This is a genomic window from Bradyrhizobium elkanii USDA 76, assembly GCF_023278185.1.
Classification (GTDB): Bacteria; Pseudomonadota; Alphaproteobacteria; order Rhizobiales; family Xanthobacteraceae; genus Bradyrhizobium; species Bradyrhizobium elkanii.
Genome location: NZ_CP066356.1, coordinates 7836653 through 7859228, shown reverse-complemented (window position 1 = coordinate 7859228; position 22576 = coordinate 7836653). Strand labels below are relative to the sequence as shown.

At 64.7% G+C, this 22576-nt stretch carries 24 protein-coding genes; 14 read left to right on the top strand and 10 right to left on the bottom strand.

Features of this window, described 5'->3' with window-relative positions:
• The first annotated feature begins 189 nt into the window (after nucleotides 1–189).
• A complete protein-coding gene (locus JEY66_RS37205) occupies nucleotides 190–1362 on the top strand; it encodes an acyltransferase family protein (protein ID WP_240537200.1) in 1173 nt (390 codons plus the stop codon).
• 145 nt (nucleotides 1363–1507) lie between these two features.
• Nucleotides 1508–2650 carry an acyltransferase family protein gene (locus JEY66_RS37200; RefSeq protein WP_016844921.1) on the top strand — a complete coding sequence of 381 codons (1143 nt, stop codon included), beginning with the start codon at nucleotides 1508–1510 and terminating at the stop codon, nucleotides 2648–2650.
• 52 nt (nucleotides 2651–2702) lie between these two features.
• Here JEY66_RS37200 and JEY66_RS37195 read toward each other — a convergent pair whose 3' ends face one another.
• Nucleotides 2703–3188, bottom strand: coding sequence for a putative quinol monooxygenase (locus JEY66_RS37195; protein ID WP_240537198.1), 486 nt, complete (start codon nucleotides 3186–3188; stop codon nucleotides 2703–2705).
• A 164-nt stretch (nucleotides 3189–3352) separates the two neighbouring features.
• Here JEY66_RS37195 and JEY66_RS37190 point away from each other — a divergent pair, with 164 nt between their 5' ends.
• The 5 genes from JEY66_RS37190 (at nucleotide 3353) to JEY66_RS37170 (ending at nucleotide 8682) form a co-directional block, all read left to right on the top strand.
• Entirely contained in the window at nucleotides 3353–4069 is a 717-nt protein-coding gene (locus JEY66_RS37190) for an ArsR/SmtB family transcription factor (protein ID WP_370143845.1), read from the top strand.
• A 32-nt stretch (nucleotides 4070–4101) separates the two neighbouring features.
• Nucleotides 4102–5337 (top strand): FAD-binding protein, encoded by a 1236-nt coding sequence (locus tag JEY66_RS37185; protein WP_018269767.1) that lies wholly within the window; start codon nucleotides 4102–4104, stop codon nucleotides 5335–5337.
• On the top strand, nucleotides 5334–6650 hold the full coding sequence (gene glcF, locus JEY66_RS37180) for a glycolate oxidase subunit GlcF (RefSeq protein ID WP_018269768.1): 1317 nt from the start codon (nucleotides 5334–5336) through the stop codon (nucleotides 6648–6650). Before JEY66_RS37185 ends, glcF begins: the two co-directional genes overlap by 4 nt.
• Before the next feature lie 214 nt (nucleotides 6651–6864).
• Nucleotides 6865–7293 carry a hypothetical protein gene (locus JEY66_RS37175; RefSeq protein ID WP_016844927.1) on the top strand — a complete coding sequence of 143 codons (429 nt, stop codon included), beginning with the start codon at nucleotides 6865–6867 and terminating at the stop codon, nucleotides 7291–7293.
• A 393-nt stretch (nucleotides 7294–7686) separates the two neighbouring features.
• Nucleotides 7687–8682, top strand: a complete 996-nt coding sequence (locus JEY66_RS37170; RefSeq protein WP_026192245.1) for a TorF family putative porin — start codon at nucleotides 7687–7689, stop codon at nucleotides 8680–8682.
• A 198-nt stretch (nucleotides 8683–8880) separates the two neighbouring features.
• Here JEY66_RS37170 and JEY66_RS37165 read toward each other — a convergent pair whose 3' ends face one another.
• The gene (locus tag JEY66_RS37165; RefSeq protein WP_016844929.1) at nucleotides 8881–10626 is read right to left on the bottom strand and encodes an ABC transporter ATP-binding protein/permease; all 1746 of its coding nucleotides are present in this window, start codon (nucleotides 10624–10626) and stop codon (nucleotides 8881–8883) included.
• Between the two features lie 311 nt (nucleotides 10627–10937).
• On the opposite strand from JEY66_RS37165, the gene JEY66_RS37160 reads away from it, so the two are divergent.
• Nucleotides 10938–12608 (top strand): L-lactate permease, encoded by a 1671-nt coding sequence (locus JEY66_RS37160; RefSeq protein WP_018269770.1) that lies wholly within the window; start codon nucleotides 10938–10940, stop codon nucleotides 12606–12608.
• 156 nt (nucleotides 12609–12764) lie between these two features.
• Entirely contained in the window at nucleotides 12765–13181 is a 417-nt protein-coding gene (locus tag JEY66_RS37155) for an META domain-containing protein (RefSeq protein ID WP_026192246.1), read from the top strand.
• A 64-nt stretch (nucleotides 13182–13245) separates the two neighbouring features.
• On the opposite strand, the gene JEY66_RS37150 is transcribed toward JEY66_RS37155, so the two are convergent.
• Nucleotides 13246–13923, bottom strand: a complete 678-nt coding sequence (locus tag JEY66_RS37150) for a hypothetical protein (protein ID WP_018269772.1) — start codon at nucleotides 13921–13923, stop codon at nucleotides 13246–13248.
• Between the two features lie 206 nt (nucleotides 13924–14129).
• On the opposite strand from JEY66_RS37150, the gene JEY66_RS37145 reads away from it, so the two are divergent.
• Both JEY66_RS37145 and JEY66_RS37140 read left to right on the top strand, forming a co-directional pair.
• On the top strand, nucleotides 14130–14768 hold the full coding sequence (locus tag JEY66_RS37145) for a bifunctional transcriptional activator/DNA repair enzyme AdaA (RefSeq protein WP_080650421.1): 639 nt from the start codon (nucleotides 14130–14132) through the stop codon (nucleotides 14766–14768).
• Nucleotides 14725–15192 carry a PaaI family thioesterase gene (locus JEY66_RS37140; RefSeq protein ID WP_018269774.1) on the top strand — a complete coding sequence of 156 codons (468 nt, stop codon included), beginning with the start codon at nucleotides 14725–14727 and terminating at the stop codon, nucleotides 15190–15192. Before JEY66_RS37145 ends, JEY66_RS37140 begins: the two co-directional genes overlap by 44 nt.
• Nucleotides 15193–15394: 202 nt before the next feature.
• On the opposite strand, the gene JEY66_RS37135 is transcribed toward JEY66_RS37140, so the two are convergent.
• Nucleotides 15395–15928, bottom strand: a complete 534-nt coding sequence (locus JEY66_RS37135; protein ID WP_018269775.1) for an ester cyclase — start codon at nucleotides 15926–15928, stop codon at nucleotides 15395–15397.
• Nucleotides 15929–16176: 248 nt separating this feature from the next.
• On the opposite strand from JEY66_RS37135, the gene JEY66_RS37130 reads away from it, so the two are divergent.
• Nucleotides 16177–16374, top strand: a complete 198-nt coding sequence (locus tag JEY66_RS37130) for a hypothetical protein (RefSeq protein WP_018269777.1) — start codon at nucleotides 16177–16179, stop codon at nucleotides 16372–16374.
• Between the two features lie 18 nt (nucleotides 16375–16392).
• On the opposite strand, the gene JEY66_RS37125 is transcribed toward JEY66_RS37130, so the two are convergent.
• Together JEY66_RS37125 and JEY66_RS37120 are read right to left on the bottom strand one after the other, a co-directional pair.
• Nucleotides 16393–17592, bottom strand: coding sequence for a hypothetical protein (locus JEY66_RS37125; protein WP_018269778.1), 1200 nt, complete (start codon nucleotides 17590–17592; stop codon nucleotides 16393–16395).
• A gap of 108 nt (nucleotides 17593–17700) precedes the next feature.
• Nucleotides 17701–18177, bottom strand: coding sequence for a MarR family winged helix-turn-helix transcriptional regulator (locus JEY66_RS37120; RefSeq protein WP_016844938.1), 477 nt, complete (start codon nucleotides 18175–18177; stop codon nucleotides 17701–17703).
• Between the two features lie 98 nt (nucleotides 18178–18275).
• Here JEY66_RS37120 and JEY66_RS37115 point away from each other — a divergent pair, with 98 nt between their 5' ends.
• A complete protein-coding gene (locus JEY66_RS37115) occupies nucleotides 18276–18644 on the top strand; it encodes an antibiotic biosynthesis monooxygenase family protein (protein WP_016844939.1) in 369 nt (122 codons plus the stop codon).
• 31 nt (nucleotides 18645–18675) lie between these two features.
• On the opposite strand, the gene JEY66_RS37110 is transcribed toward JEY66_RS37115, so the two are convergent.
• The 3 genes from JEY66_RS37110 to JEY66_RS37100 all read right to left on the bottom strand — a co-directional run bounded on the left by JEY66_RS37110 (nucleotide 18676) and on the right by JEY66_RS37100 (nucleotide 21184).
• Entirely contained in the window at nucleotides 18676–18966 is a 291-nt protein-coding gene (locus JEY66_RS37110; protein WP_016844940.1) for a hypothetical protein, read from the bottom strand.
• A gap of 93 nt (nucleotides 18967–19059) precedes the next feature.
• Complete coding sequence (gene groL, locus JEY66_RS37105) at nucleotides 19060–20706, bottom strand: chaperonin GroEL (protein ID WP_018269779.1); 1647 nt, start codon at nucleotides 20704–20706, stop codon at nucleotides 19060–19062.
• A gap of 181 nt (nucleotides 20707–20887) precedes the next feature.
• A complete protein-coding gene (locus JEY66_RS37100) occupies nucleotides 20888–21184 on the bottom strand; it encodes a co-chaperone GroES (RefSeq protein WP_018269780.1) in 297 nt (98 codons plus the stop codon).
• A gap of 317 nt (nucleotides 21185–21501) precedes the next feature.
• Between JEY66_RS37100 and JEY66_RS37095 the strand changes: the two genes are divergently transcribed.
• Nucleotides 21502–22020, top strand: a complete 519-nt coding sequence (locus JEY66_RS37095; protein ID WP_026192247.1) for a hypothetical protein — start codon at nucleotides 21502–21504, stop codon at nucleotides 22018–22020.
• Between the two features lie 257 nt (nucleotides 22021–22277).
• On the opposite strand, the gene JEY66_RS37090 is transcribed toward JEY66_RS37095, so the two are convergent.
• Nucleotides 22278–22541 (bottom strand): hypothetical protein, encoded by a 264-nt coding sequence (locus tag JEY66_RS37090; protein WP_026192248.1) that lies wholly within the window; start codon nucleotides 22539–22541, stop codon nucleotides 22278–22280.
• Between the last annotated feature and the right edge of the window lie 35 nt (nucleotides 22542–22576).

The following is a 22576-nucleotide window of genomic DNA, read 5'->3' as shown; positions in this document are numbered from 1 at the left end:
CAGGGCCACCAACGCGCGAGGGCCGGTCGATACAATTCGACGGATCGCCCTAGCCAGCCGATAACCTTAACCGATCCTTGCGCGGTGGCCGCCATCGCGCGTCGCTGCAATTACAGCGCGGACCCATTTACACGGCCTTAGACTGTTGCTCGGTATTTTCCGCAGATGCATGTCTTCGGGAGCACATCGATGCCCAGCCTGGCCGATCAGCTGGCGCTTTCGCGCAATCGGCCCGCGGGTTTCGATTACATGCGGATCGCGCTGGCGGCGTCGATCATTGGCCTGCACAGCACGAACGTGACGCTCGGGCTCGGCCGCGCGCTGGAAATCCAGAGCACGCTGCGCATCGGCGTCGCGATGATCCTTGCGCTGTTCTTTGCCCTGAGCGGCTTCCTGGTGACCGCAAGCCTGCTCCGGTGCAAGAGCCTGATTTCCTTCCTCGGCCTGCGCGTGCTGCGGATCGGGCCGGCGCTCGCGGTCGAAACCACGCTGTCGGCAATCATCATCGGCTCGGTCTTCACCGAGCTGCCGTTGGCGCAATATGTCGCCGATCCGAAGTTCCACGCCTATTTCCTCAATATCGTCGGCGACATCCATTACGAGCTGCCGGGCGTATTCCTGCACAATCCGCTGCCGGACCTGGTGAACGCCCAGCTCTGGACCGTGCCGTACGAGCTGTGGTGCTACGTCATCCTGGCGTTGCTCGCCGTGCTCACGATTTGCTTCAACCGGGTGGCGTTCCTGGGGGTCATGGTGATCGCCCAGATCGGGCTCATCGGCTACGACATCTACCGCTGGGACGAGGTGCCGATCCAGCTTCGCCCGCACCTTCTGGTGTTCTGCTTCCTTGCCGGCGTCGGCTTCTACCTCTGGCGCGACAAGGTGCCGTTCAACCGCACCGTGTGCCTGCTGGCGCTGGTGCTGTGCGCCGCCGGCATGGCGACCGGGCGCGGCGACGCGCTGGCTCCCGTGCCCGCCGCCTATGTCGCGTGCTATCTCGGCCTGATGAACCCGCCGCGGAGCTGGATCGTCTCGTCAGGCGATTACTCCTACGGGCTCTATCTCTACGGCTTCGTCATCCAGCAATGCGTCGCCGCCTTCGGCCCGCCGGTCCAGCATTGGTATCTGAACCTCCTGATCAGCCTGCCGCTCGCCTTCGGCGTCGCTGTCGCGTCCTGGCATCTTGTCGAGAAACGCGCGCTCCGGCTCCGAGCCCAGGTCGAGAGCCTCGAGGCCGCGGTGTTGTCGCGGATCTCGATCGTCGGCTTCTGGCGCAAATCGCCCGAACAGGCCGAACGAGAGGCTGTCGTCCAGCCGGGGCCGATCAATCCAGTTCGACCGATTGTCCTTTCCGGCCGGTAACCCCTAACCATTGCTTGCAGCGAATCCGGTGGCGCGTCGCCTAGATTGCGTCCGTTCGCACATGCACGTCTTGCGTTTATATCTTGTTAGTTTGTTGCTGGATAGTTTCCGATGACGTAGTTGTCTCGAAATCGCAATGCAACCTATGTTCAGCCTGGCCGATCAGTTGGCTCTTTCTCGCTATCGGCCCACAGGCTTCGACTATCTGCGGATCGCGCTGGCCGCCACCATCATCTGCCTGCACAGTGCGAACGTCGTCTTTGGGCTCGACCGGGCGATGGAGATCTTGGGCCATATCCGCATCGGGTGCGCGATGGTCCTTGCGCTCTTCTTCGCCTTGAGCGGGTTTCTGGTGACGGCGAGTTTGCTGAGGTGCAAGAGCCTGATTTCATTTCTCGGCCTGCGCGTGCTTCGCATTGTGCCCGCGCTTGCGGTCGAGACGACACTCTCGGCCATCATCATCGGCCCGATCTTCACTGCGCTTCCCCTCGCGCAGTATTTCGCGGACCCGAAATTCTATGCCTATTTTCACAACATCGTCGGCGACATCCACTATGAGCTTCCGGGCGTGTTTCTGCACAATCCGGTACCTTTTGCGGTGAATGCGCAGCTTTGGACGGTCCCATATGAGCTGTGGTGCTACGTGATCCTGGCGCTGCTCGCCGTGACCACGATCTGCTTCAACAGGGTGCTGTACCTGGCGTTTCTGGTGTTCGCCCAGATCGGTTTCGCCTGCCACGATATCTACCATTCGGACCTACAATATCTTCACCTTCGTCCGCCGCTGCTGGTGTTCTGCTTCCTTGCAGGTGTCGGTTTCTTTCTCTGGCGCGACAAGGTGCCGTTCAACCGCACCGCGTTCCTGCTCGCGCTGACGCTTTGCGCGGCCGGGATGGCCACTGGATACACCGATGCGTTTATTGTTGGACCCGCCGCGTATGTCGCGTGCTATCTGGGGCTGATGAACCCGCGACGAAGCTGGATCGTGTCATCCGGCGACTACTCGTACGGGATGTATCTCTACGGAGTCGTCGTCCAGCAGTGCGTTGCGACGTTGGGCCCCCCGGTTCAGCATTGGTATCTGAACATCCTGATCAGCCTGCCGATCGCCTTCGGCGTCGCATTCGTGTCCTGGCATCTCGTCGAGAAGCATGCGCTTCGGTTCAGGACGCAGGTCGAACAGATCGAGGCGGCGGTGCTCTCCCGGATTTCGATCGCAGCCTTCCGGCGCAAATCGCCCGAGCGGATCGAGTTGGGACCGGCGCTCGGCAGCCGTGCGTCGGTTTGATATTGCACTGGGGGGAGGGCCTGCATCGCAAGCCCTCCCGTGGCGCCGTCACCTACAGCAGCGCGTATTGCGTCCGTTCGCGCTTGGCCAGTAGCGGCAGCGCCTGCTCCGCGATGTAGGTCTTGAAGTAGGCGCTCTCCGCATGCGCCTTGAACGCCGCTTCGTCCTGGAACAATTCGTAGAACAGGAATTGCGCCGGATTGTCCTTGCCGCGGCCGATCAGGAACAGCTTGGTGCCGGGGTCCTTCTGCGCCTCGGGCAGGAAGCCGTCGAGGATTTCCGCAACCTTGTCGGCCTGTCCCTCCTTGGCTTCCCATTGCGCCACAACCAGAAGGCCAGCGGTGTTGATTGCATCGCTGATGGTTCTCGTGCTCATCGCATAGTGCTTCATTGGCAGTCCTCCGTTGCTGTGCTCCGATCGAGCTTGCGATCCGGCCCAGGGCGATACGCCGGCGATCGCCATGATCGCTGCGAACCAGCCGACGGCCGATCGCCGGGTGAGCATCATCGTCGTGGTCGACACTTCCGAACGTTTCATGATCGCCTCCAGATGATTCGCGCCAACCGTCCTGCCGGCCGAACCGCAACGCGAGAGATAGTCGATCGTTCGGCGAACCCGGTTCGGTGATGGTCGAATTGTCGATGTCGTGAACATTTCGATCATGATCGAAGCGTTGCGGCGGCATGACGTGCGACAAACAGATGACTTCGATCGATGCGGAGCCGGCCATGCAGACCATCGCACCAGAGCTTGCCGAACTCGCCGGGCTGATCGCCGATCCCGGCCGCGCCAGCATCCTGTCGCGGCTGATGGACGGGCGCCCGCAGACTGCGAGCGAGCTGGCGCTGGTCGCGGGCGTGACGCCCCAGACCGCGAGCTGGCACCTTTCGCGGCTGGTCGAGCGCGCGCTGCTCAAGGTCGAGCGGCGTGGTCCGCGCCGCTTCTACCGGCTGGCCACGCCGCTGGTTGCGCAGATGCTCGAGGGCATGATGACGGTTGCCGCGATCGATCCGCATCCGTCCCGGCCACCGCCGCGCATCGATCCCGAGATGCGCCGGGCCCGGACCTGCTACGACCACCTTGCCGGCGAGCTCGGCGTCGCCGTCACCGATGCGATGCGGGACCGCGGCCACCTCAATCTGGACCAGGAGGCCGGCGAGCTGACTGCTTCCGGACGAGCATTTCTCGGCGATTTCGGCATCGACCTGCATGCGCCGGCGCGGGGGCGGCGGATCTTGTGCCGGCCCTGTCTCGACTGGAGCGAGCGGCGTCCGCATCTGGCCGGGCGGGCAGGGGCTGCGGTTGCCGACCTTGCGTTGCAACGGGACTGGATCCGGCGCCGGCCGCAGGGCCGCTCCGTCGAAATCACCGACGCCGGACTCCTCGCATTCAGAAATTTGTTCGGCGCGCGCATTTGATTTCGGAGCCGAATTTGGCTACCGGCTAGTCCGTGGATACGCTCAAGGTCAGAGACGCAAAAGACGTCGAGGAAGTGGTGCGCGCGGCGGTTGCCAGCGAGCAGCCGCTTGAGGTCATTGGACATGGCTCGAAGCGCGCCATCGGCCATCCGATGCCGACCAATGCGCTGCTCGACGTCTCGGCGCTGAATGCGGTCACCTCCTATGAGCCGAACGAACTGATCATCACCGTGCAGGTCGGCGCGCCGCTCGCCGACGTGCAATCCCTGATCGATGCCAAGAACCAGCAATTCGCCTTCGAGCCGATGGACATTTCGGTGCTGCTCGGCACCGCGGGCGCCGGCACGATCGGCGGCATGATCGGCGCCGGACTGGCCGGTCCCCGCCGCATCAAGGCCGGTGGTATCAGGGATCATCTGCTCGGGGCGCACGCGGTGTCGGGGTTCGGCGACAGCTTCAAGACCGGCGGGCGGGTGGTGAAGAACGTCACCGGCTACGACCTCTGCAAGCTGCTGACCGGCTCCTGGGGCACGCTCGCGGTCATGACCGAGGTGACGCTTAAGGTGATGCCGAAGCCGGAAGCCGAGCGGACGCTGGTGCTGCGCGGGCTCGACGACATCACCGCCAACAAGGCGATGACGGCGGCGCTGGGCTCGCCTTTCGACGTTTCCGGCGCGGCGCATCTGCCGGGTTCGGCGTTGCGGTCCGCGGGCGGTGCGCTCGCTGGCCTCGCCTCCGGCCAGCCGGTCACGCTGGTGCGTCTCGAGGGGATTTCGGCGTCGGCGGCACATCGGGCGGCCTCGCTGAGCCAGACGCTCTCGTCTTTTGGAGTGGTCGACAGCCTCGCCGACGATGCGTCGGCCGCAATCTGGAGCGCGCTGCGCGACGTGGTGCCGTTTGCGGCGAACGGCGCGCTCGGGGCCTGGCCGGTGTGGCGCATCGTTTGCCCGCCGGCCTCTGGCGGCGCGCTGGGCCAGGCGTTGTCGCGCGCCACCGGCGGCGACGTGGTCTACGACTGGGGCGGCGGGCTGATCTGGGCCGCGGTGCCGCCGGGCGCCGACGCCCAGGCCATGCTGGTCCGCGGCCAGGTCGAGGCGATCGGCGGACACGCCACTCTGATCCGCGCCACCGAGGATGTGCGCCGGGCGGTCGATGTGTTCCAGCCGCAGGCGGCCGGGCTTGCCGCGCTCGGTGAACGGGTCCGGGCGAGCTTCGATCCGAGGTCCGTCCTCAACCGCGGCCGGATGATGCGAGGCGGGGCTGCATGAAAACCGAGTTTTCCCTGGCGCAGCTCGCCGATCCCGACATCAAGGAAGCCGACAAGATCCTGCGCGCCTGCGTGCATTGCGGCTTCTGCACCGCGACCTGTCCGACCTATGTGCTGCTCGGCGACGAGCTCGATAGCCCGCGCGGGCGCATCTACCTGATCAAGGAGATGCTGGAGAAGGACAAGCCGCCGACGGCCGACGTGGTCAAGCATATCGACCGCTGCCTGTCGTGCCTCGCCTGCATGACCACCTGTCCGTCGGGCGTGAACTACATGCACCTCGTCGACCAGGCCCGGGTCCGGATCGAGCGGGATTACCAGAGACCGCTGACCGAGCGGCTGCTGCGGTCGGTGCTCGCCCTCGTGCTGCCGCGGCCGGGCCTGTTCCGGATCAGCATGATCCTGACCGGGCTCGTCCGTCCGTTCGCCGCATTGCTGCCGACGCCATCGGTCGGTGCGTCGAGCCCGGGTCTGCTGCGGCGGATCAAGGCGATGCTGGCGCTCGCGCCACGCGGCCTGCCGCAGCCGGGTCCGGCTGCCGGAACCGTGTTTGCGCCGATCGGCCGGCGGCGCGGCCGGGTCGCGCTGCTGCAGGGCTGCGCCCAGCAGGTGCTGGCGCCACGCATCAATCAGGCCGCGATCAATGTCCTGACCCGGCACGGCGTCGAGGTGGTGCTGGTCAAGGACGAGCAATGCTGCGGCGCGTTGACCCATCACATGGGACAGGACGGCGACGCGCTGGCGCGCGCGCGGGCCAACATCACAGTGTGGCAAAGGGAAGCGGACCAGAACGGGCTCGACGCCATCCTGGTGACGACTTCGGGCTGTGGGACAGTTGTCAAGGACTACGGCTACCTGCTGCGCGAGGACAAAACATTCGCGGAGCCGGCCAAGCGAATCTCGGCGCTGGCAAAAGATATCACCGAGTATCTCGCTGGCCTCGAACTCGCGCCTTCAACGCAGAAAGGCGACATCACCGTCGCCTATCACTCCGCTTGTTCGTTGCAGCATGGACAGAAAATCACTCAACTTCCGAAAGAATTGCTTTCCAAGAATGGATTCGTGGTGAAAGATGTGCCCGAGAGCCATTTGTGTTGCGGTTCGGCGGGGACCTACAACATTCTCCAGCCCGACATTGCGAGCAGATTGCGCGATCGCAAGGTCGCCAATATTGCGCTTGTCAAACCGGACATGATCGCTGCGGGCAATATTGGCTGCATGGTTCAGATTGCCGGCGGTACGTCAGTTCCTGTGGTGCACACGATTGAGCTTCTCGATTGGGCGACAGGAGGTCCCCGGCCAGGATTGAATTGATCGACTGCCACTCGAGCATGATCCGGACCTCAGCCTTGCCCTGACGCAACGTGAAGGACCGGCGCTTCCTTGCCACAGACGCGAAGCGATCGCGCGGCCATCATGCCCGACAAGCGAAGTGGAGAGTGCCTCTCCTCGAGGTGCAGCCAACGTCCGGCAAGCGATCACTTCAATACGCCCGGTGGACTCAGATAGCGGCAACAGGAGGACCACGATGGCGAAGTCGAAGAAGGCGAAGAAAAGCAAGAAGGCCAAAAAGGCCAAGAAGGTGGTAGCGGCGAAGAAGAGGTCCGCGAAGAAGTCGGCCAAGAAGGCTGCGAAGAAATCCGCCAGGAAGACTGCAAAGAAATCGGCGAAGAAGTCGGCCAAGAAAGCTGCAAAGAAAACGGCAAAGAAAGCTGCCAAGAAGGCTGCGCCGAAGAAGGCCGCCAAGAAAGCCGCGAAGAAAGCCGCTGCCAAGAAGAGCGCGCCGAAGAAGGCCGCTGCTCCGAAGAAGGCTGCCGCGCCGAAGCCGGCCGCCCCGGTCGCGGCATCCCCGGCGCCCGAGCCCGAGCCGCAGCCGGCTCCGAGCTGGGCCACACCGAGCCACGAACCGGCGCCGGGCTGGATTGCCGGGTCGGCCGACGGCGGCGAGCACCACTAAGCCGCCGCCGCATTGCCGAGGTTCAACTGACCGAAGCCGCAGCGCGCCACGCTGCGGCTTCTTCCGTAGGTACGGTGACGATCCGTGTTTTTGCGGGCACGGCGATTCGCCCCGATGCTCTCGCGCCGGGCCGATTGTTGCCGTTTCCCCGTCCGGATGACCCGTTCAACCGCTGCGGGAGCAGCAGTTTTGTGGTGCAAATGCAACACCCGCAAGTCAACATGCGGCAAGATGGCTAGAACGCCTAAAAAGGCGGCACATGCATGTCTTTTTGGCTTCACGGTACCGTGCACGAGCCTCAGATTGGCCACACGCGATTTAGTTGCAGTCCGTTATCGCGCGCCCTGGGGGCCACCGGAGCCGGGCTGTCTGGACAGGTAGATGGGGATCGTCATGAAGAAACTGGCTTTGTTAGCAACGGCGCTAGCAATGATTTCGAGCTCGGCAATGGCAGCTGACATGGCGGTGAAGGCCGTCAAGGCGCCGCCGCCGGCTCCGTTCGACCCGTGGGACATCGCCTTTGGTGCTGGCATCATGAGCGATTACATCTTCCGCGGCGTCACCCAGTCCAACCACAATCCGTCGGTCACCGCCTATTTCGAGCCGCGCTACAACGTCAGCAAGGACCTGCAGCTCTACGTCGGTACGTCGACCGAAAGCATCTCCTTCGCCAACCGCGCCGCGGCTGAAGTCGACGTCTACGGCGGTATCCGCCCGACCTTCGGCGCGTTTGCCTTCGACATCGGTGTCTGGGGTTACCTGTATCCGGGTGGAACCTGCTATTACGGCGGCGGTGCCGTGGCCGACTTCGCGGGCAATCCGCTGAGCGCAGAATGCCAGGCGAACACTCTGACCAATTTCAACGTGATGAAGAAGGACGTCTCGTTCTTCGAAGTCTACGGCAAGGCGACCTGGACCATCAACGACAACTGGGCGTTCACCATCAACGAGTACTACTCGCCGAATTTCCTCAACACCGGCGCCTGGGGCAACTACTCGTCGATCATCGGCAAGTACACCGCGCCCAGCACCGTGTTCGGTTCCAGCGGCGTCGGCATGTATGTGTCGGGTGAGTTCGGTCGGCAGTGGCTCGGCACCTCGGACAGCTTCTACGGCGTTCCGGCCTTCCCGAACGGAATCAAGTATGCCGACTACAACACCTGGAACATCGGCATCGGCTTCACCTACAAGGTGTTCACGCTCGATCTGCGCTACTCCGACACCGACATGTCGAAGGGTGATTGCAGCGCCTTCACCAGCGACTTTACCGCGGGCGGCAATACCAACGTGACCCCGATCAATCCGGGCGGCACGGGCTCCAACTGGTGCGGCGCGGCCGGTATCGCCAAGCTCTCGGTCGACCTGACCGCGATGTCCAACCTGAAGTAATCTCTCCTTCCGAGGATCGAGGGGCGGCAGAGCAATCTGCCGCCCCTTTTGTTTTGCGCGGCCTGCGGTGGCCGCGTCGCCGTCGAGCCGCTAAGGCATGAATGAACTTAGCTCGAGCCGCCGGAGTTCACCTCTCCCCGACGGGGGGAGAGGTGAACCGAGCCCACGGCCGGACCGCTTCAATCCAAATTCGCGCGCCTACGACGCGGCGACCTTGACCGCGTCGCGCAGGGTGAAGCGGTCGCCGTCGCGGACCAGCGTGACATTGCGCTGATGGAAGGCGTCGAGCGTCGAGCGGTGGCCGATCGAAACCACCGTGGTGCCGGGCAGCCTTTCGGCGATCAGCCTGTACAGCGCGGCTTCCGCCGGCTCATCGAGCGAGGCCGTCGCCTCGTCCAGGAACAGGAATTGCGGCGCATGCAGCAGCGCCCGCGCGATGCCGAGCCGCTGCTGCTCGCCGAGCGACAGCATCCGGTTCCAGTGCGCGTGTTCCTCGAGCCGCGCCGCAAGCTGCGGCAGTCCGACGGCGGTGAGGACGTCGCGGACCCGTCCGGCATCGAATTGCGCGGCCTCGCCGGGATAGACGACGGCGTCATGCAGCGAGCCGATCGGCAGATAGGGGCGTTGTGGCAGCATCATCAGGCTGGCATTGGCCGGGATCTCGACCGCGCCATCGCCGAACGGCCAGATGCCGGCGATTGCGCGGAACAGCGTCGACTTGCCGGCGCCGGAGGGGCCGGTCATCAGCGTGCCCTCGCCCTTGCGGAAGCCGAACCGGTCCGCGTTCAGCAGCGGCGTTCCGTCGGGCAGCCGCAGCACCAGATCCTGCAGGCTGACGGCGCCGCCGCCCGGCGTCGCGGTGACCTGAATTCGGTCGTCGCGCTTGGTGAGGTTTGACGCCGCCGCGATCCCTGCCTCGAATCCGTCGAGCCGGTTCACCACGGCCTGCCATTCGGCCAGTTGACGATAGATGGTGACGAAGTACGAGAACGCGCCCTGGACGTTCGAAAACGCCGATGCGGTCTGCATCATGCCGCCGAGCTGGATCTTTTGCGCAAAGTAGGCCGGCGCCACCAGCACATAGGGGAAGATCACCGAGGCCTGATTATAGCTCGCCGTGAACGCGGTGATCTTCTTGGTCCGGTTCATCAGGGCGATCCAGTTCTCCACCACGCGTCCGAAGCGAACGCGCAGGCGCTCGCGCTCGGCCTGTTCGCCCTGCAGCAGCGCGATCTGCTCGGAGTTCTCCCGCACGCGCACCAGGTTGAAGCGGAAATCGGCTTCATATTGCTGCTGCTTGAAATCGATGCCGACCAGCGGCCAGCCGATCAGATGGGTCAGCACGGTGCCGAGCGCCGAGTAGATCAGCGCGCACCAGACAAGGTAGCCGGGAATTGAATATTCCGTACCGAACAGATGCAGCGGCGCCTCATTGGAAAGGCCCCACAGGAGTGTGAGAAAGGACGCCAGCGTGACGACCGAGCTCAACAGGCCGAGGCCGAGCGTGAGCGTGCGATCGACGAACAGTTTGACGTCGTCGGTCATGCGCTGGTCGGGGTTGTCGGCAGCGTCGCCCTGGAGCTGCATCCGGTAGTGATTGGCCTGGCGGAGCCAGTCCCCCAGATAGTGCGTCGTCATCCATTGCCGCCAGCGGATCTGCAGCCATTGATTGAGGTAGAGCTGGTAGACCGCCAGCAGGATGAAGAAGGCGACCAGGACGGAGAAATAGATGATCTCGCTGACGAAGGAGTCCCAATTGCGTTCCTGCAGCGCGTTGTAGAAGCGGTTGTTCCACTGCGTGAGCAGGACGTTGATGCCGACGATCGCCAGTTCGATCGCGATGACCGCCGCAAGCAGCCCGCGGCCCGCCCATTTGTCCTCGGAGTTGAAATAAGGCGAGGCGATCCGCCACACCGTCGCGAGCGTCGAGCGAATGTTGTTCACAGATTATCGTCTCCGGGGAAGCGGCCGCAACGGCCTGAAGAATCGGGACAATCGCAGTGCACCTCGACTAAAGTCGTAGGTCTGGCATGCAAGCGTTGGCTTGTCCCGGCGATCGAGTCAACCCTAGCATGACGACAACGGCGAGGGGCGGGGGACCTTCGATTTTTCGCGAGGATGTGAGCGATCCTTACCGATCGTTCATTCGCGAGCCGGGGCTGCAGCTTTTCCGACGGACTCCCGCAATCGCACCAGTCGCGCCTGCCCCGCATGCAGGCCGGCGCGCTGCACAAAAATGTGGGAAGGATCCCGAGATGAACACCTGGAATCAAATCTACAACCCGCTGGGCAATGCGGCGCTGTCGACGGTCGCGGCCGCCATTCCCGTGGTCACGCTGCTGGTCCTGATCGCCAGCGGCAAGGTGAAGGCGCACATTGCCGCCATCATCGCCGTGATCGTGACCAACCTGATCACGATCTTCGTCTTCACCATGCCGGCCAACATGTCGATCCGCGCCACGCTGCTCGGCGTGATCACCGGGTTCTTCCCGATCGGCTGGATCGTGCTCAACGTCATCTTCCTCTACCAGGTCACGGTGAGGTGCGGGAAGTTCGAGCTGCTCAAGCGCGCGGTCGGCGGCGTCACCGAGGACCGGCGGTTGCAGCTGCTGTTGATCGCGTACTCGTTCGGCGCCTTCTTCGAGGGCGCGTCCGGATTCGGCACGCCGGTCGCGATCACCGGCGCGGTGCTGATCGGGCTCGGCTTCTCGCCGCTCGCCGCGTCCGGCCTGTCGCTGATCGCCAACACGGCACCCGTTGCCTACGGCGCGCTCGGCACGCCGATCCAGGGCCTCGCCTCGGTTACCGGGCTCGACCCCTACATCCTCGGCGCGATGGTCGGCCGGCAGCTGCCGCTGTTCTCGCTGATCGTGCCGTTCTGGGTGGTGTGGGCGTTTGCCGGCTGGCGCGGCATGAAGGAGGTGTGGCCGGCGATCCTGGTCACCGGCGTGTCGTTTGCAGTCCCGCAATTCGTGATCTCGAACTACATCAACCCCTGGATTGTCGACATCGGCGCCTCGCTGATCTCGATGGGCGCGCTGATCCTGTTCCTGAAGGTCTGGCAGCCGCGGCAGCTGTGGCTGTCGCCGGCGCTGCGCGGCCGCGATGAATCGGCGGCGACGATGGCCGCCGCACCGCCGCTCGACAAGACGCCGCTGACCCAGGGCGAAATGTGGAGTGCGCTGCTGCCGTGGATCATCGTCTGCATCCTGATGCTGATCTGGGGCAACGGTGCCTTCAAGGCTTGGGCGAACGCCAACTTCGTCTGGAACTATCCGGTCCCCGAGCTCGACAAGCTGATCTTCAAGGTGCCGCCGGTGGCCGCCAAGCCGACGCCGGAAGGCGCCGTGTTCGGCTTCACCTATCTGTCGTTCACCGGCACCGGCATGCTGATCGCCGCGATCATCTCGGGTCTGTTGATGGGCTTCTCGCCGCTCAAGCTGATCGCCGAGTATGGCCGCACCATCCGCATCTGTGCGATCTCGTTGATCACGATCTCGGCGATGCTGGCGATCGGCACGCTGACCCGGCTGTCCGGCGTCGACGCCACGCTCGGCCTCGCCTTCGCGGCGACCGGCGTGCTCTATCCCTTCTTCGGCACCTTGCTCGGCTGGCTGGGCGTGGCGCTGACCGGATCGGATACCGCATCGAACGTGCTGTTCGGCAACCTGCAGAAGATCACCTCCGAGCAGCTCGGCCTGTCGCCGATCCTGATGGCGGCGGCGAACTCCTCGGGCGGCGTGATGGGCAAGATGATCGACGCGCAATCGATCGTGGTCGCCTCGACCGCGACCAACTGGTACGGCCACGAGGGCTCGATCCTGCGCTATGTGTTCCTGCACTCGATCGTGCTGGCGTGTCTGGTCGGTCTGTTCGTGACCCTGCAGGCCTATGTCTATCCGTTCACGATGCTGGTGCTGAAATAGCGCCACGACGCGTCTGGCGAACCAGGAATCCCCGCGAGCGGACAGCTCGCGGGGATTTGCTTTTCAAGCACATTTTCCGGCGTTGCCAATCTGGCCAATCGCGTTCTGCTCCCATAGAAGGGGCCCGCAGTTACGCGTCGCATTTCGAGGATTGGCATGATTTCGATGAGGCGAGGTTTGAACGGCGGCATCGCTGCGTTGGCGCTGGTTGCCGCGGCTCTCGACGCGGGTCCGGCGCGGGCCCAGGAGGAGTTCCCGTTCGGCTTCGTGATGACGCTCGATGCCGCGCGCATGCCGGGCTCCAAGCGGATTCCCTCGATCGAGGTCGGCGACAATGGCGAGGTGATCCTCGAGCTGTGGTGCGACGGCGGCAAGGGCCAGTTTTCGGTGGCCGGCAACACCATCGTCTTCGTTCCCGGCGCGATGGAGAATCGCACCTGCACGCCGGAGCGGGCGCAAGCGGACAAGGATCTGCTGGCCGCGCTCGGCGACATGACGGGCTGGCGGCGGCACGGTGACGAGGTGACCTTCACCGGCAGCAAGTCGCTGCGTTTCGTGATCAACAGCAACTGACCAAAGCGTTTTCGAGCGAAGTGGACGCCGGTTCGCGTCAAGCAAGCGCGTCAAGACAAGACGCTCAGGGCGTTGCGATCAGTCCGCTTGCGGTGGCGACGATCCAGCGATTGCCCCAGCGCACGATGGAATCGACCCTTCCAAGGCCGGGGACGACGTCGCCGCGCGCGGCCATCTTGACGCCCTCGGGCCCCTCGAGCACGGCGGTGCCGTCGCGGACTTCGACCACCGACCATCCGGGGATCGTGCTCGGCCGCGTCTCCGGCGCCGCCGCCTGCGGCTGCTTCGGTCCCAATGCGGCGGCCTGTGCATTCAAGGTCGTCGGCGCGGCGCCCAAGGCGAGCGGACGCGGGCTTGCCGGCGCGGTCCTCGGAATGCTGCCGGTGACGACGGGGTCGGCGTTGGACGCGGCCCGGCGCGGGCCCTCGTTCTTTCGGCTCGGCGCCACCTCCGCAATGTGCGGGGCCGGCGCTTCCTTCTGGGCCACAGGCACCGGGGCGGGAGCCGCAAGGTCGTGCCAGTTGGCTCCGCCGGTCCATCCCAGCACGAAGCTTGCGGCCAGTGCCGTCGCCGCCAGTAGCGCGGTGCCGATGCGGTCGGCAAACGGCTCCCGCAGCAGCAGGGCGGCGTCGTGGTTCTCGCCGGTGACATCCCAGAGGTCCGCCGTCTGTGCCGGCGAATGACCCTCCGTCACATCTGTCGGCCAGATGCTCGCAGCGCTGATCGGCTCGCGGTCTTGCATGGCGTGACCTGTGTTCGATGGCGCGAAGCATGATCCTCGAAACTAAATCGAGCCTTAATTTTCGGTGACCGAACTGCGGCAGCACGAAGTCTTTTGGTCGCAGCCCCCGTAGATGCCCGGGTTTCTTCCGCATGCAGCGGTCGTTTCCGGACGTCGTCTCCGCAAAGCGGGTCGTCGCGGCGCGCGGGCGGGGCTATAGCGGTCGCATGCTCGATTTCGCCGCACAATATGCAGCCTTTCAGCGCCGCGACCCGGCGTGGGACGGCGTCGTGTTCGTCGCGGTCAAGACCACCGGCGTGTATTGCCGCCCGGTCTGCCGGGCGCGCACGCCGCTCGCCCGCAATGTGCGGTTCTATGGCAGTGCCGCGTCGGCCGAGCGTGCCGGCTTCCGGCCCTGCCTGCGCTGCCGTCCTGAGGCGGCGCCGTTCTGTCCGGCGTGGAAGGGCACCAGGACCACCGTCGAGCGCGCCCTGGCGCTGATCGAGGAAGGCGCGCTCGACCGCGGCAATGTCGAAACGTTGGCGGTGCGGCTCGGCGTCGGCGCGCGGCATCTGTCGCGTCTGTTCGCCGAGCATCTCGATGCCTCGCCGCTCCAGGTCGCGCTGTCGCTGCGCGTGCAGCGTGCCAAGCGCCTGATCGACGGCAGCGAGCTGCCGCTTGCGTTGGTGGCGCAGCGCGCCGGCTTCTCCAGCGCGCGGCGCATGAATGCCGCATTCGCAAAACTCTATGGCCGCTCTGCCGCGTCGTTGCGGCGCAAGCGGCCAGCCGTCACGATGCAACGAACCCCGATGGAGATCGGCAATGGCCAAGAGCTACGGCACCGTCAGTGCGGAACAGAAACTTGAAATGAGCGGCCTCGCATTCGTGCAGGGCCTCGCCAGCGGCGCATTGCCGCTCAATACCATCGCGCGGACACTCGGTTATGACGTCACTGAAGCCGAGCGCGGTCGCGTCGTCGTCACGCTGGTGCCGACCGACGCGCATCTCAATCCGGCGGGCACCGTGCATGGCGGCCTCACCGCGACGCTGCTCGACAGCTGCATGGGGCTTGCGGTGCAGTCGACGCTGGATGCCGGCACCAGCCAGACCACGCTCGAGTTCAAGATCTCGCTGGTGCGTCCGATCACGCCCGACACCGGCCTGATCAGAGCGGAAGGCAATGTGCTCAATTGCGGCCGCCGCATCGGTACCGCCGAAGGCAGGGTCACCGACGAGCAGGGCCGGCTGCTGGCCCACGGCACGACGACGTGCCTGATCTTCCCTTCTTGACGCGTACTGCCGTCGAGAGTGCCGGCATTGCGTCAGGAGATCCGATGCCGGCGCAGTAACATTGGAATGCCTCCAGCAAGCTTACGGCTTGGAGACTTTCAAGTTCACCGCACCGATCGATTGCGTTACCTGAACGCGCGCATCAAGCGCGTTCAGGTCGTGATGATGCGATCGTCGATGGAGCCACGCACTCCGGCCGTGCTCAGCGCGGCCCTTCCGGATATCCCGGCATGTTGTTCCAGCTGGCAGGCAACTCGCCGCCCGGCCGTCCCGCGCCGCGTTCGTGTTCGCGTTCGGGCAGGCGAATGAGGCCGAGCTGAAGCATGGCGGTGATCGCATCTTCCTGTCCGAGCTCCTCGGCGATCCGTCCGTCCTGCACGCGGAGCACGGTGGTGCCGGCGAACGTCATCTTGCGGCCGGAGGCCGCTGGCAGCGAGCCGAGCCGGAAGTCGCTGAAGGCAGGTCCGGTGTGCGTGCCGCCGCCTTCCCAGCGGCCGACGACGAGGTCGCCCTCCGCGATGAGATCGCCGACGCCCCAGAAATTGAGGTCCGGAAACGCTTCGCGAAATTCGGTCATGAACTTCATGACCGCGGCGCGGCCGCGCTTCGGCTCGTGCATCGGGTAGTGCACGACAATGTCTGCCGTGGCGAGCTCGTTGATGATGCGCGGATTCCAGGGGTTGCCCCAGAACTCCTTGAACCAGCGGCCGACGACGTTCTTGTTTTCCTCTGACATCTCTTCGTCTCCATTTGCGCGTTGCCGGTATCGCTTCCGGCGTTCTGTCGATGCGCGCAGTGAACATTTGGAGGCGTGTGTCGTGCCACCCGATTTCGGATCGGGCGCTCGGTCGGCGTGCGAGCGAGATTCCGCTGTGTCGATATGGCGCTTAGCACCGCTTCTCGATTGTCGTCGCGGAATCGGGAAGCGGGTGGTTCGCGGAACGCGAACGCGAGACCGTCTTCGCGATCACACGGGAGAACATCATGCGCAACTTCGATGCGATCGCCGCGCTGCGCGGCGACGGACTTCGTCCCGAACTGCGGGCGCTGCTCGATCGCGCTGCGGTCGAGCCTCGGTCTGAATTGTTCGTCAGAAGCGACGGGATGCTTCAGTCCGGTCCGGACGCCACCCCGAAGACGGTGCACGACAACGTCGTGCCGCTGAAGACGCGGGCGGCCTGAATCAGGAGAGCGGCGGCCTTACCGCCACACCGACTTGTCGGCGTCCCAGCGCTGGCCCTTGAGCTCCTTGATCAGCGCATCGATCGCGCCGTTGTCGTCCCTGGTCTCGCTGCCTTCCTCGTCGCTGCTGGAATCATCGGACAGATTGAGCCTGGGGCCGGCGCTGTCGTCCGATGTCGAGACGGTGGGGCTCGAGACCCACAGCATCAGCCGGTCAGAGCTTCCAGGCTTGTCGGGCGAGACCAGGGCAGTGACCTCGTAATTCTGGGTGAGGCCGAGTACCGGGTAAACCGTGCTGGGCCGCTTCAGCACCAGCTTGAGCTTGCCGGTGTTCGCGTTCCACGTCGCCGAGGCCGGCTTTGCGGCGAGCGTCTTCGCCAGCACGCCCGCGATCGCGGTTGCCAGCTTGTCACGGTTGAGCTTGTCGCCGTCGCGCCAGTCGGCGGCGGCAAAGCGGATGGTGCGGTCCATCTCGACGACGCCGCTGGTCCAGCCGGCAGCGGTCACGCCGGGCGCCGATTTTGCCTTGGCGAGCAGCGCGCCGGCGTGCTCGGGATCGACGGTGAGGTTGATGGTCTGCTCGCCGGAGCGCATCGCATCGCAGGTCACCGCGAGGCTGGAGGTGCCGACCTCGACGGCCTCGCCCTTCAGGCTCTTGAGGAAATCCGCCGCCGCATCGAGCTTCACCCGCACACCGATCGATTCCGGCGAAACGTCGGTGAAATCCTTCGGCTGCGGCGTGATGCCGTCCTCGGTGGCCTGGTTGTCCTGGAATTCCTTCTCGCTGAGATCGGAATTGTCCGTCGAGGCGACCTCGGTCACGGTCTGGCCGATCGTGATCTGGCCGCGAAACTCAAAACCGTCGCCGGTCTGCTTGCGGTTCAGCTTGACGGTGACCGGCTGCTTGTCGGCGACGCTCTGGGCGGTGCCGGAAAGCGTCTGGCCGCTGACGGTCAGGTTGGCGACGAAGCGGTCCTTGCGGTCGGAGCTCTTGTCGGCGGGATAGCAGACGTCGAGCACGGCCGCGGTCACGGTCTTGCCCTGGCGGGTTTCCTTCAGGACGACGTCGGCATTGCCGTCCATCAGGCCGTCGATCGAGGTGAAATAGCGCGTCTCGGGGCCACTGGCTGGCGCCGCTTTCGATTGCAGCTTCATCTGGGCGAGAGCAGGCGCCGATGTGACGGCAAGACCGAGCAGCAGGAGTGGGAGCGCGCGCATACGATAAGTCCTCGAAGGGCAGAATCGGTTCCGTCGTAACTAGCAAACCTCCATGTCATTGGCCAAAAAAGAAGGCCGCCTAACGGCGGCCTCGCGCCGCGATCGCGGTCATGTGCGTTCGTCAGGTTCCTCGCCGCTCTCCAGCCGGCCGCGCAGCACCGTCACGACCCGGCTCACGGTTTCGAGGTCCTTCATCGAGAGCCCGTCGGCGAGGCCGTTCACCCAGGGCAGCTGCAGGCGCATCGCCGCGTCGAAGCTTTGCCGCCCCTTGGCGGTCAGCACGACGAGTTGGGCGCGGCGGTGATGCGGGTTGGTCTCGAAGGCCACCAGCCCGTCCCGTTCGAGGTCGTTGACGATCCGCTGCACGTTCTGTCTGGCGGCGCCGAGGTCGCGCGCCAGCCACGCGACCGGTTGCGGGCGCTCGGCGGCGACGATGGCACCGAGGATCTGCCAGCGTGCGCTGGTCAGCCCGAGCCCGGCCACCAGCCGGTCGCCTGATGTGAACAGCAGGCTGTTGAGCCTGAACAGGTCGGGAATCAGGGTGCTCAGCGCTTCGCCCGCCGGCGTTCGTTTTGCATTCGGCATTTGTCACCATATGAACGTATTGACATTATGTTGTCAATTTTTGTACGTATCCATCATAACGGAATGACATCATAACACCATATCGAACGGAGCCAACCATGCCGCAGATGCGCCCCCTGGACCCCGCTTTCCCGATCGACCGCCAGCTCGCGGTCGATGCCACGAACGTCGTGCTCGTCAACCTCTTCACGCTCGATGCGGCCGACGAGGACGCGTTTCTCAAGGCCTGGCAGGACGACGCCGCCATCATGAAGCGGCAGCCGGGTTTCATCTCGACCCAGCTGCACCGCGCGATCGGCGAGAGCCCGGCCTATCTGAACTACGCGGTCTGGGAATCCACCGCCGCCTTCCGCGCCGCCTTCATGAACCCTGAGTTCAGGGCCAAGCTTTCGGCCTATCCGGCCTCGGCAGTGGCCTCGCCGCACCTGTTCCAGAAGGTGGCTATCCCGGGCGTGTGCGTCGCGTAACGGACTGTCAGGCCGTCGCGTCAAGGATCGGTCAGCTGTGCACCAGCATGCCAACCCCGAGTGTGGCAGCAGCGGCCAGAAACGATATGTCCAGAAATCGCAGCGGCGCTTTTGGACGATGGCCGGCAGAACCGGAAATGACGTAATAGAGCCCATAGCCCGCGGCGAGGACGACGAACGTCAGCGTTTGCCTGAGCCAGAACGTCAGAACGATCGCAAGATCGTCGATACTGTCCAGGGCATAGGCGCCGACCGCGAGCAACGCGCCGATCGCGTAGAACAGCGCGAGCGTTGACGTCAGCGATTTGGCGTCGCGGGACATGAAATGATCCTTGCATCCCGATCGTAATCAAACGGCAAAAAAGAAGGCCGCCCGGAGGCGGCCTTCGATTGCGATACGGATCGAGCGACGGGCTCAGAAGCCGCCCATGCCGCCCATTCCACCCATGCCGCCGCCGCCCGGCATCGCCGGCGCCGCATCCTTCGGCACTTCGGCGACCATCGCCTCGGTGGTCACCAAGAGGCCGGCGACCGACGAGGCGTCCTGCAAGGCGGTGCGCACCACCTTGGCGGGGTCGATGATGCCCTTGTCGACCATGTCGACATAGTCCTCGGTCTGGGCGTCGAAGCCGAAGGTCTCCGACTTGTTCTCGAGGATCTTGCCGACCACGATCGAGCCCTCGACACCGGCATTCTCCGAGATCTGGCGAACCGGAGCTTCGAGCGCCTTGAGCACGATGTTGATGCCGGCCTGGACGTCGGCATTGGGGTTGGTGAGACGGCCGACCGCCTTCTTGGCGCGCAGCAGCGCGACGCCGCCGCCCGGCACGATACCTTCCTGCACCGCGGCGCGGGTCGCGTTCAGCGCGTCCTCGACACGGTCCTTCTTCTCCTTGACCTCGACCTCGGTCGCGCCGCCGACCTTGATCACCGCAACGCCGCCGGCGAGCTTGGCGAGACGCTCCTGCAGCTTCTCACGGTCGTAGTCCGAGGTGGTCTCCTCGATCTGCGCCTTGATCTGGCCAACGCGGGCGTCGATGTCCTTCTTCTTGCCGGCGCCCTTGACGATCGTGGTGTTCTCCTTGTCGATCACGATCTTGCCGGCGCGGCCGAGCATGTTGATCGTGACGCTCTCGAGCTTCATGCCGAGGTCGTCGGAGATCAGCTGACCGCCGGTCAGGATCGCGATGTCCTCCAGCATCGCCTTGCGGCGATCGCCGAAGCCCGGCGCCTTGACGGCGGCGACCTTGAGCCCGCCGCGCAGGCGGTTGACCACCAGGGTCGCCAGCGCCTCGCCCTCGACGTCCTCGGCGAGGATCAAGAGCGGACGGCCCGACTGCACCACGGCTTCCAGCACCGGCAGCATGGACTGCAGGCCGGACAGCTTCTTCTCGTGCAGCAGGATGTAGGCATCCTCGAGCTCGGCGGTCATCTTCTCGGCGTTGGTGATGAAGTAGGGGCTGAGGTAGCCACGGTCGAACTTCATGCCCTCGACGATATCGACCTCGGTCTCGAGCGACTTGTTCTCCTCGACGGTGATCACGCCCTCGTTGCCGACCTTCTGCATCGCCTGCGCGATCATCTTGCCGATCGCGGCATCGCCATTGGCCGAGATGGTGCCGACCTGAGCGACTTCGGACGAGGAGGCGACCGGCTTGGCCCGCTTCTCGATGTCCTTGATCACGGCCGCGACCGCGGTGTCGATGCCGCGCTTCAGGTCCATCGGGTTCATGCCGGCGGCGACCGACTTGGCGCCCTCGCGGACGATGGCCTGCGCCAGCACGGTCGCGGTGGTGGTGCCGTCACCGGCGGTGTCGTTGGTCTTGGAAGCGACCTCGCGCAGCATCTGCGCGCCCATGTTCTCGAACTTGTCGTCGAGCTCGATCTCCTTGGCGACGGTGACGCCGTCCTTGGTGATGCGGGGAGCGCCGAAGCTCTTCTCGATGACGACGTTGCGGCCCTTCGGGCCGAGCGTCACCTTCACGGCGTTGGCGAGCACGTCGACACCGCGCAGCATGCGGTCGCGGGCCTCTCCGGCGAATTTTACGTCCTTGGCAGCCATTGATTTGAACTCCTGGAATGTCTGTGGATTGCTTGTCGCTCGTTTTTCTCGTCATTGCCGGGTTTGACCCGGCAATCCACCGCTTCAGAAGATTGATGGATGCCCGGGTCATCTAGCGCGAAGACGCGCTTCTGCCCGGGCATGACAGCGGAGGGCGCGGCGGCCCTCGGAGTCCAAGGCGTTACGCCAGCACGCCCATGATGTCGGACTCCTTCATGATCAGGAGTTCCTGGTTGTCGAGCTTGACCTCGGTGCCCGACCATTTGCCGAACAGCACGCGGTCGCCGACCTTGAGGTCGATCGGGATCAGCTTGCCGGCCTCGTCGCGGCCACCCGGGCCGACGGCGACGATCTCGCCCTGGGACGGCTTCTCCTTGGCCGAGTCCGGAATGATGATGCCGCCCTTGGACTTCTCCTCGGCATCGATACGCTTGACCACGACGCGGTCGTGCAGGGGGCGGAAGGTGGATTTAGCCATGACGTTCCCTCTTGGAGGCTCGGTTTCAGGTCCGGTTCATCGGGACCGGCGTTGGATGCCGGCCGGTCGGCGCTGGGCAGGACGCCCGGCGCTCTTAGCAATCGTGGTGCGAGAGTGCTAATTGTGGGCCGGGAAATATGGCTTGGCGCAGTTTCTGTCAAGCAAACGGGTTAAGGCCTTGGTGAGGCCAATATAGGATGGTGGACCAGAAACCAAATCGTAGCGATGACGTAATTTTGTCAGACGTCATTGCTCCGCCTTAAGTTTTACGCTTGGCTGCAGGACGGGTGCGGCCGGGACATAGTCGGGGGATGCATATGATCAGGTCATTCAACGCGCGATTGGTCGCACGGTTCGCGGCTGTTTCGGCGCTGACGACACTCTTGGGGGCGTGTGGCAGCATGAGCCTGCCGTCGTTGTCGTCGAACCCTGAGCCGGCGCCGGCCGAGCCGGGCGTAGCCCCTGAAATGCCCGCAAGCATTCGCGCCGACGAGATCGTCGGCCGCTGGGGTCTCGCCTCGTTCCAGAATCCCGCCGACCGCGCCCGCACCGAGGCCGCCGCGCGCGGCCAGTGCAAGCAGCCTTACGTGATCGGCGCCGGCCAGAACGGCGGCGTCATCATGCATCTGGCCGACCAGGCCACCCCGCAGGAACTGCGGCTGAAGGGTTCCCCGAGCGGCAAGAACTATATCGGCCCGCCAGGACCGACGCCCGGCGAGCAGGACCGCGAGATCGTCTCGTTCGACGGCCGCGTCATGATCACCCGCTTCGTCGACAAGGACGCCGGGGTCCGCTACGGCAACATGGTCTACGTCCGCTGCGCCCCGAGGGCGTAACGGCGGGACTTCGAGCCATCTGCCGACATAGCGCCGCACAGTCGGCAACCTCTCCCCCTGTGGGAGAGGTCGGATTGCATCGCCAGATGCAATCCGGGTGAGGGGTCTCTCTTCGCGAGTGATCCTCTCGCGATCCGCGTGTGCGGCGACGCCCATTCATCCGGCGCGCCATAGCGGATGCGAAGCATCGGCCCTCGACAGGACGGCGGCCGCGAGGTCGTCTCCCGTTTAAAAATGGTGACCCGCAAACAACTGTCTTACCGCCGCACGCCAACCCGATTGACGCCGCCATTCAAATTGCCGCCCGCATTGTGACGGACCGCGGCGCGCGCCACCGGACGAGGCCTGAGCACGACGCCCGCCCTCGCCACGCAACCCTGCGGGTAACCGACATACGTGCAGTAAACCACGGCCTTGGCCGGCGCTGGCGTGAGAGCGACAGCTGCAAACCCCAACATGAGGCTGGTCGCAATTCCCGCAGCCGTCACGGACTTGATCGAAAGAATGTTCGTCCGATGCATGGTGATCCTCCTCATCGCGGGCGAGACAAAAGATG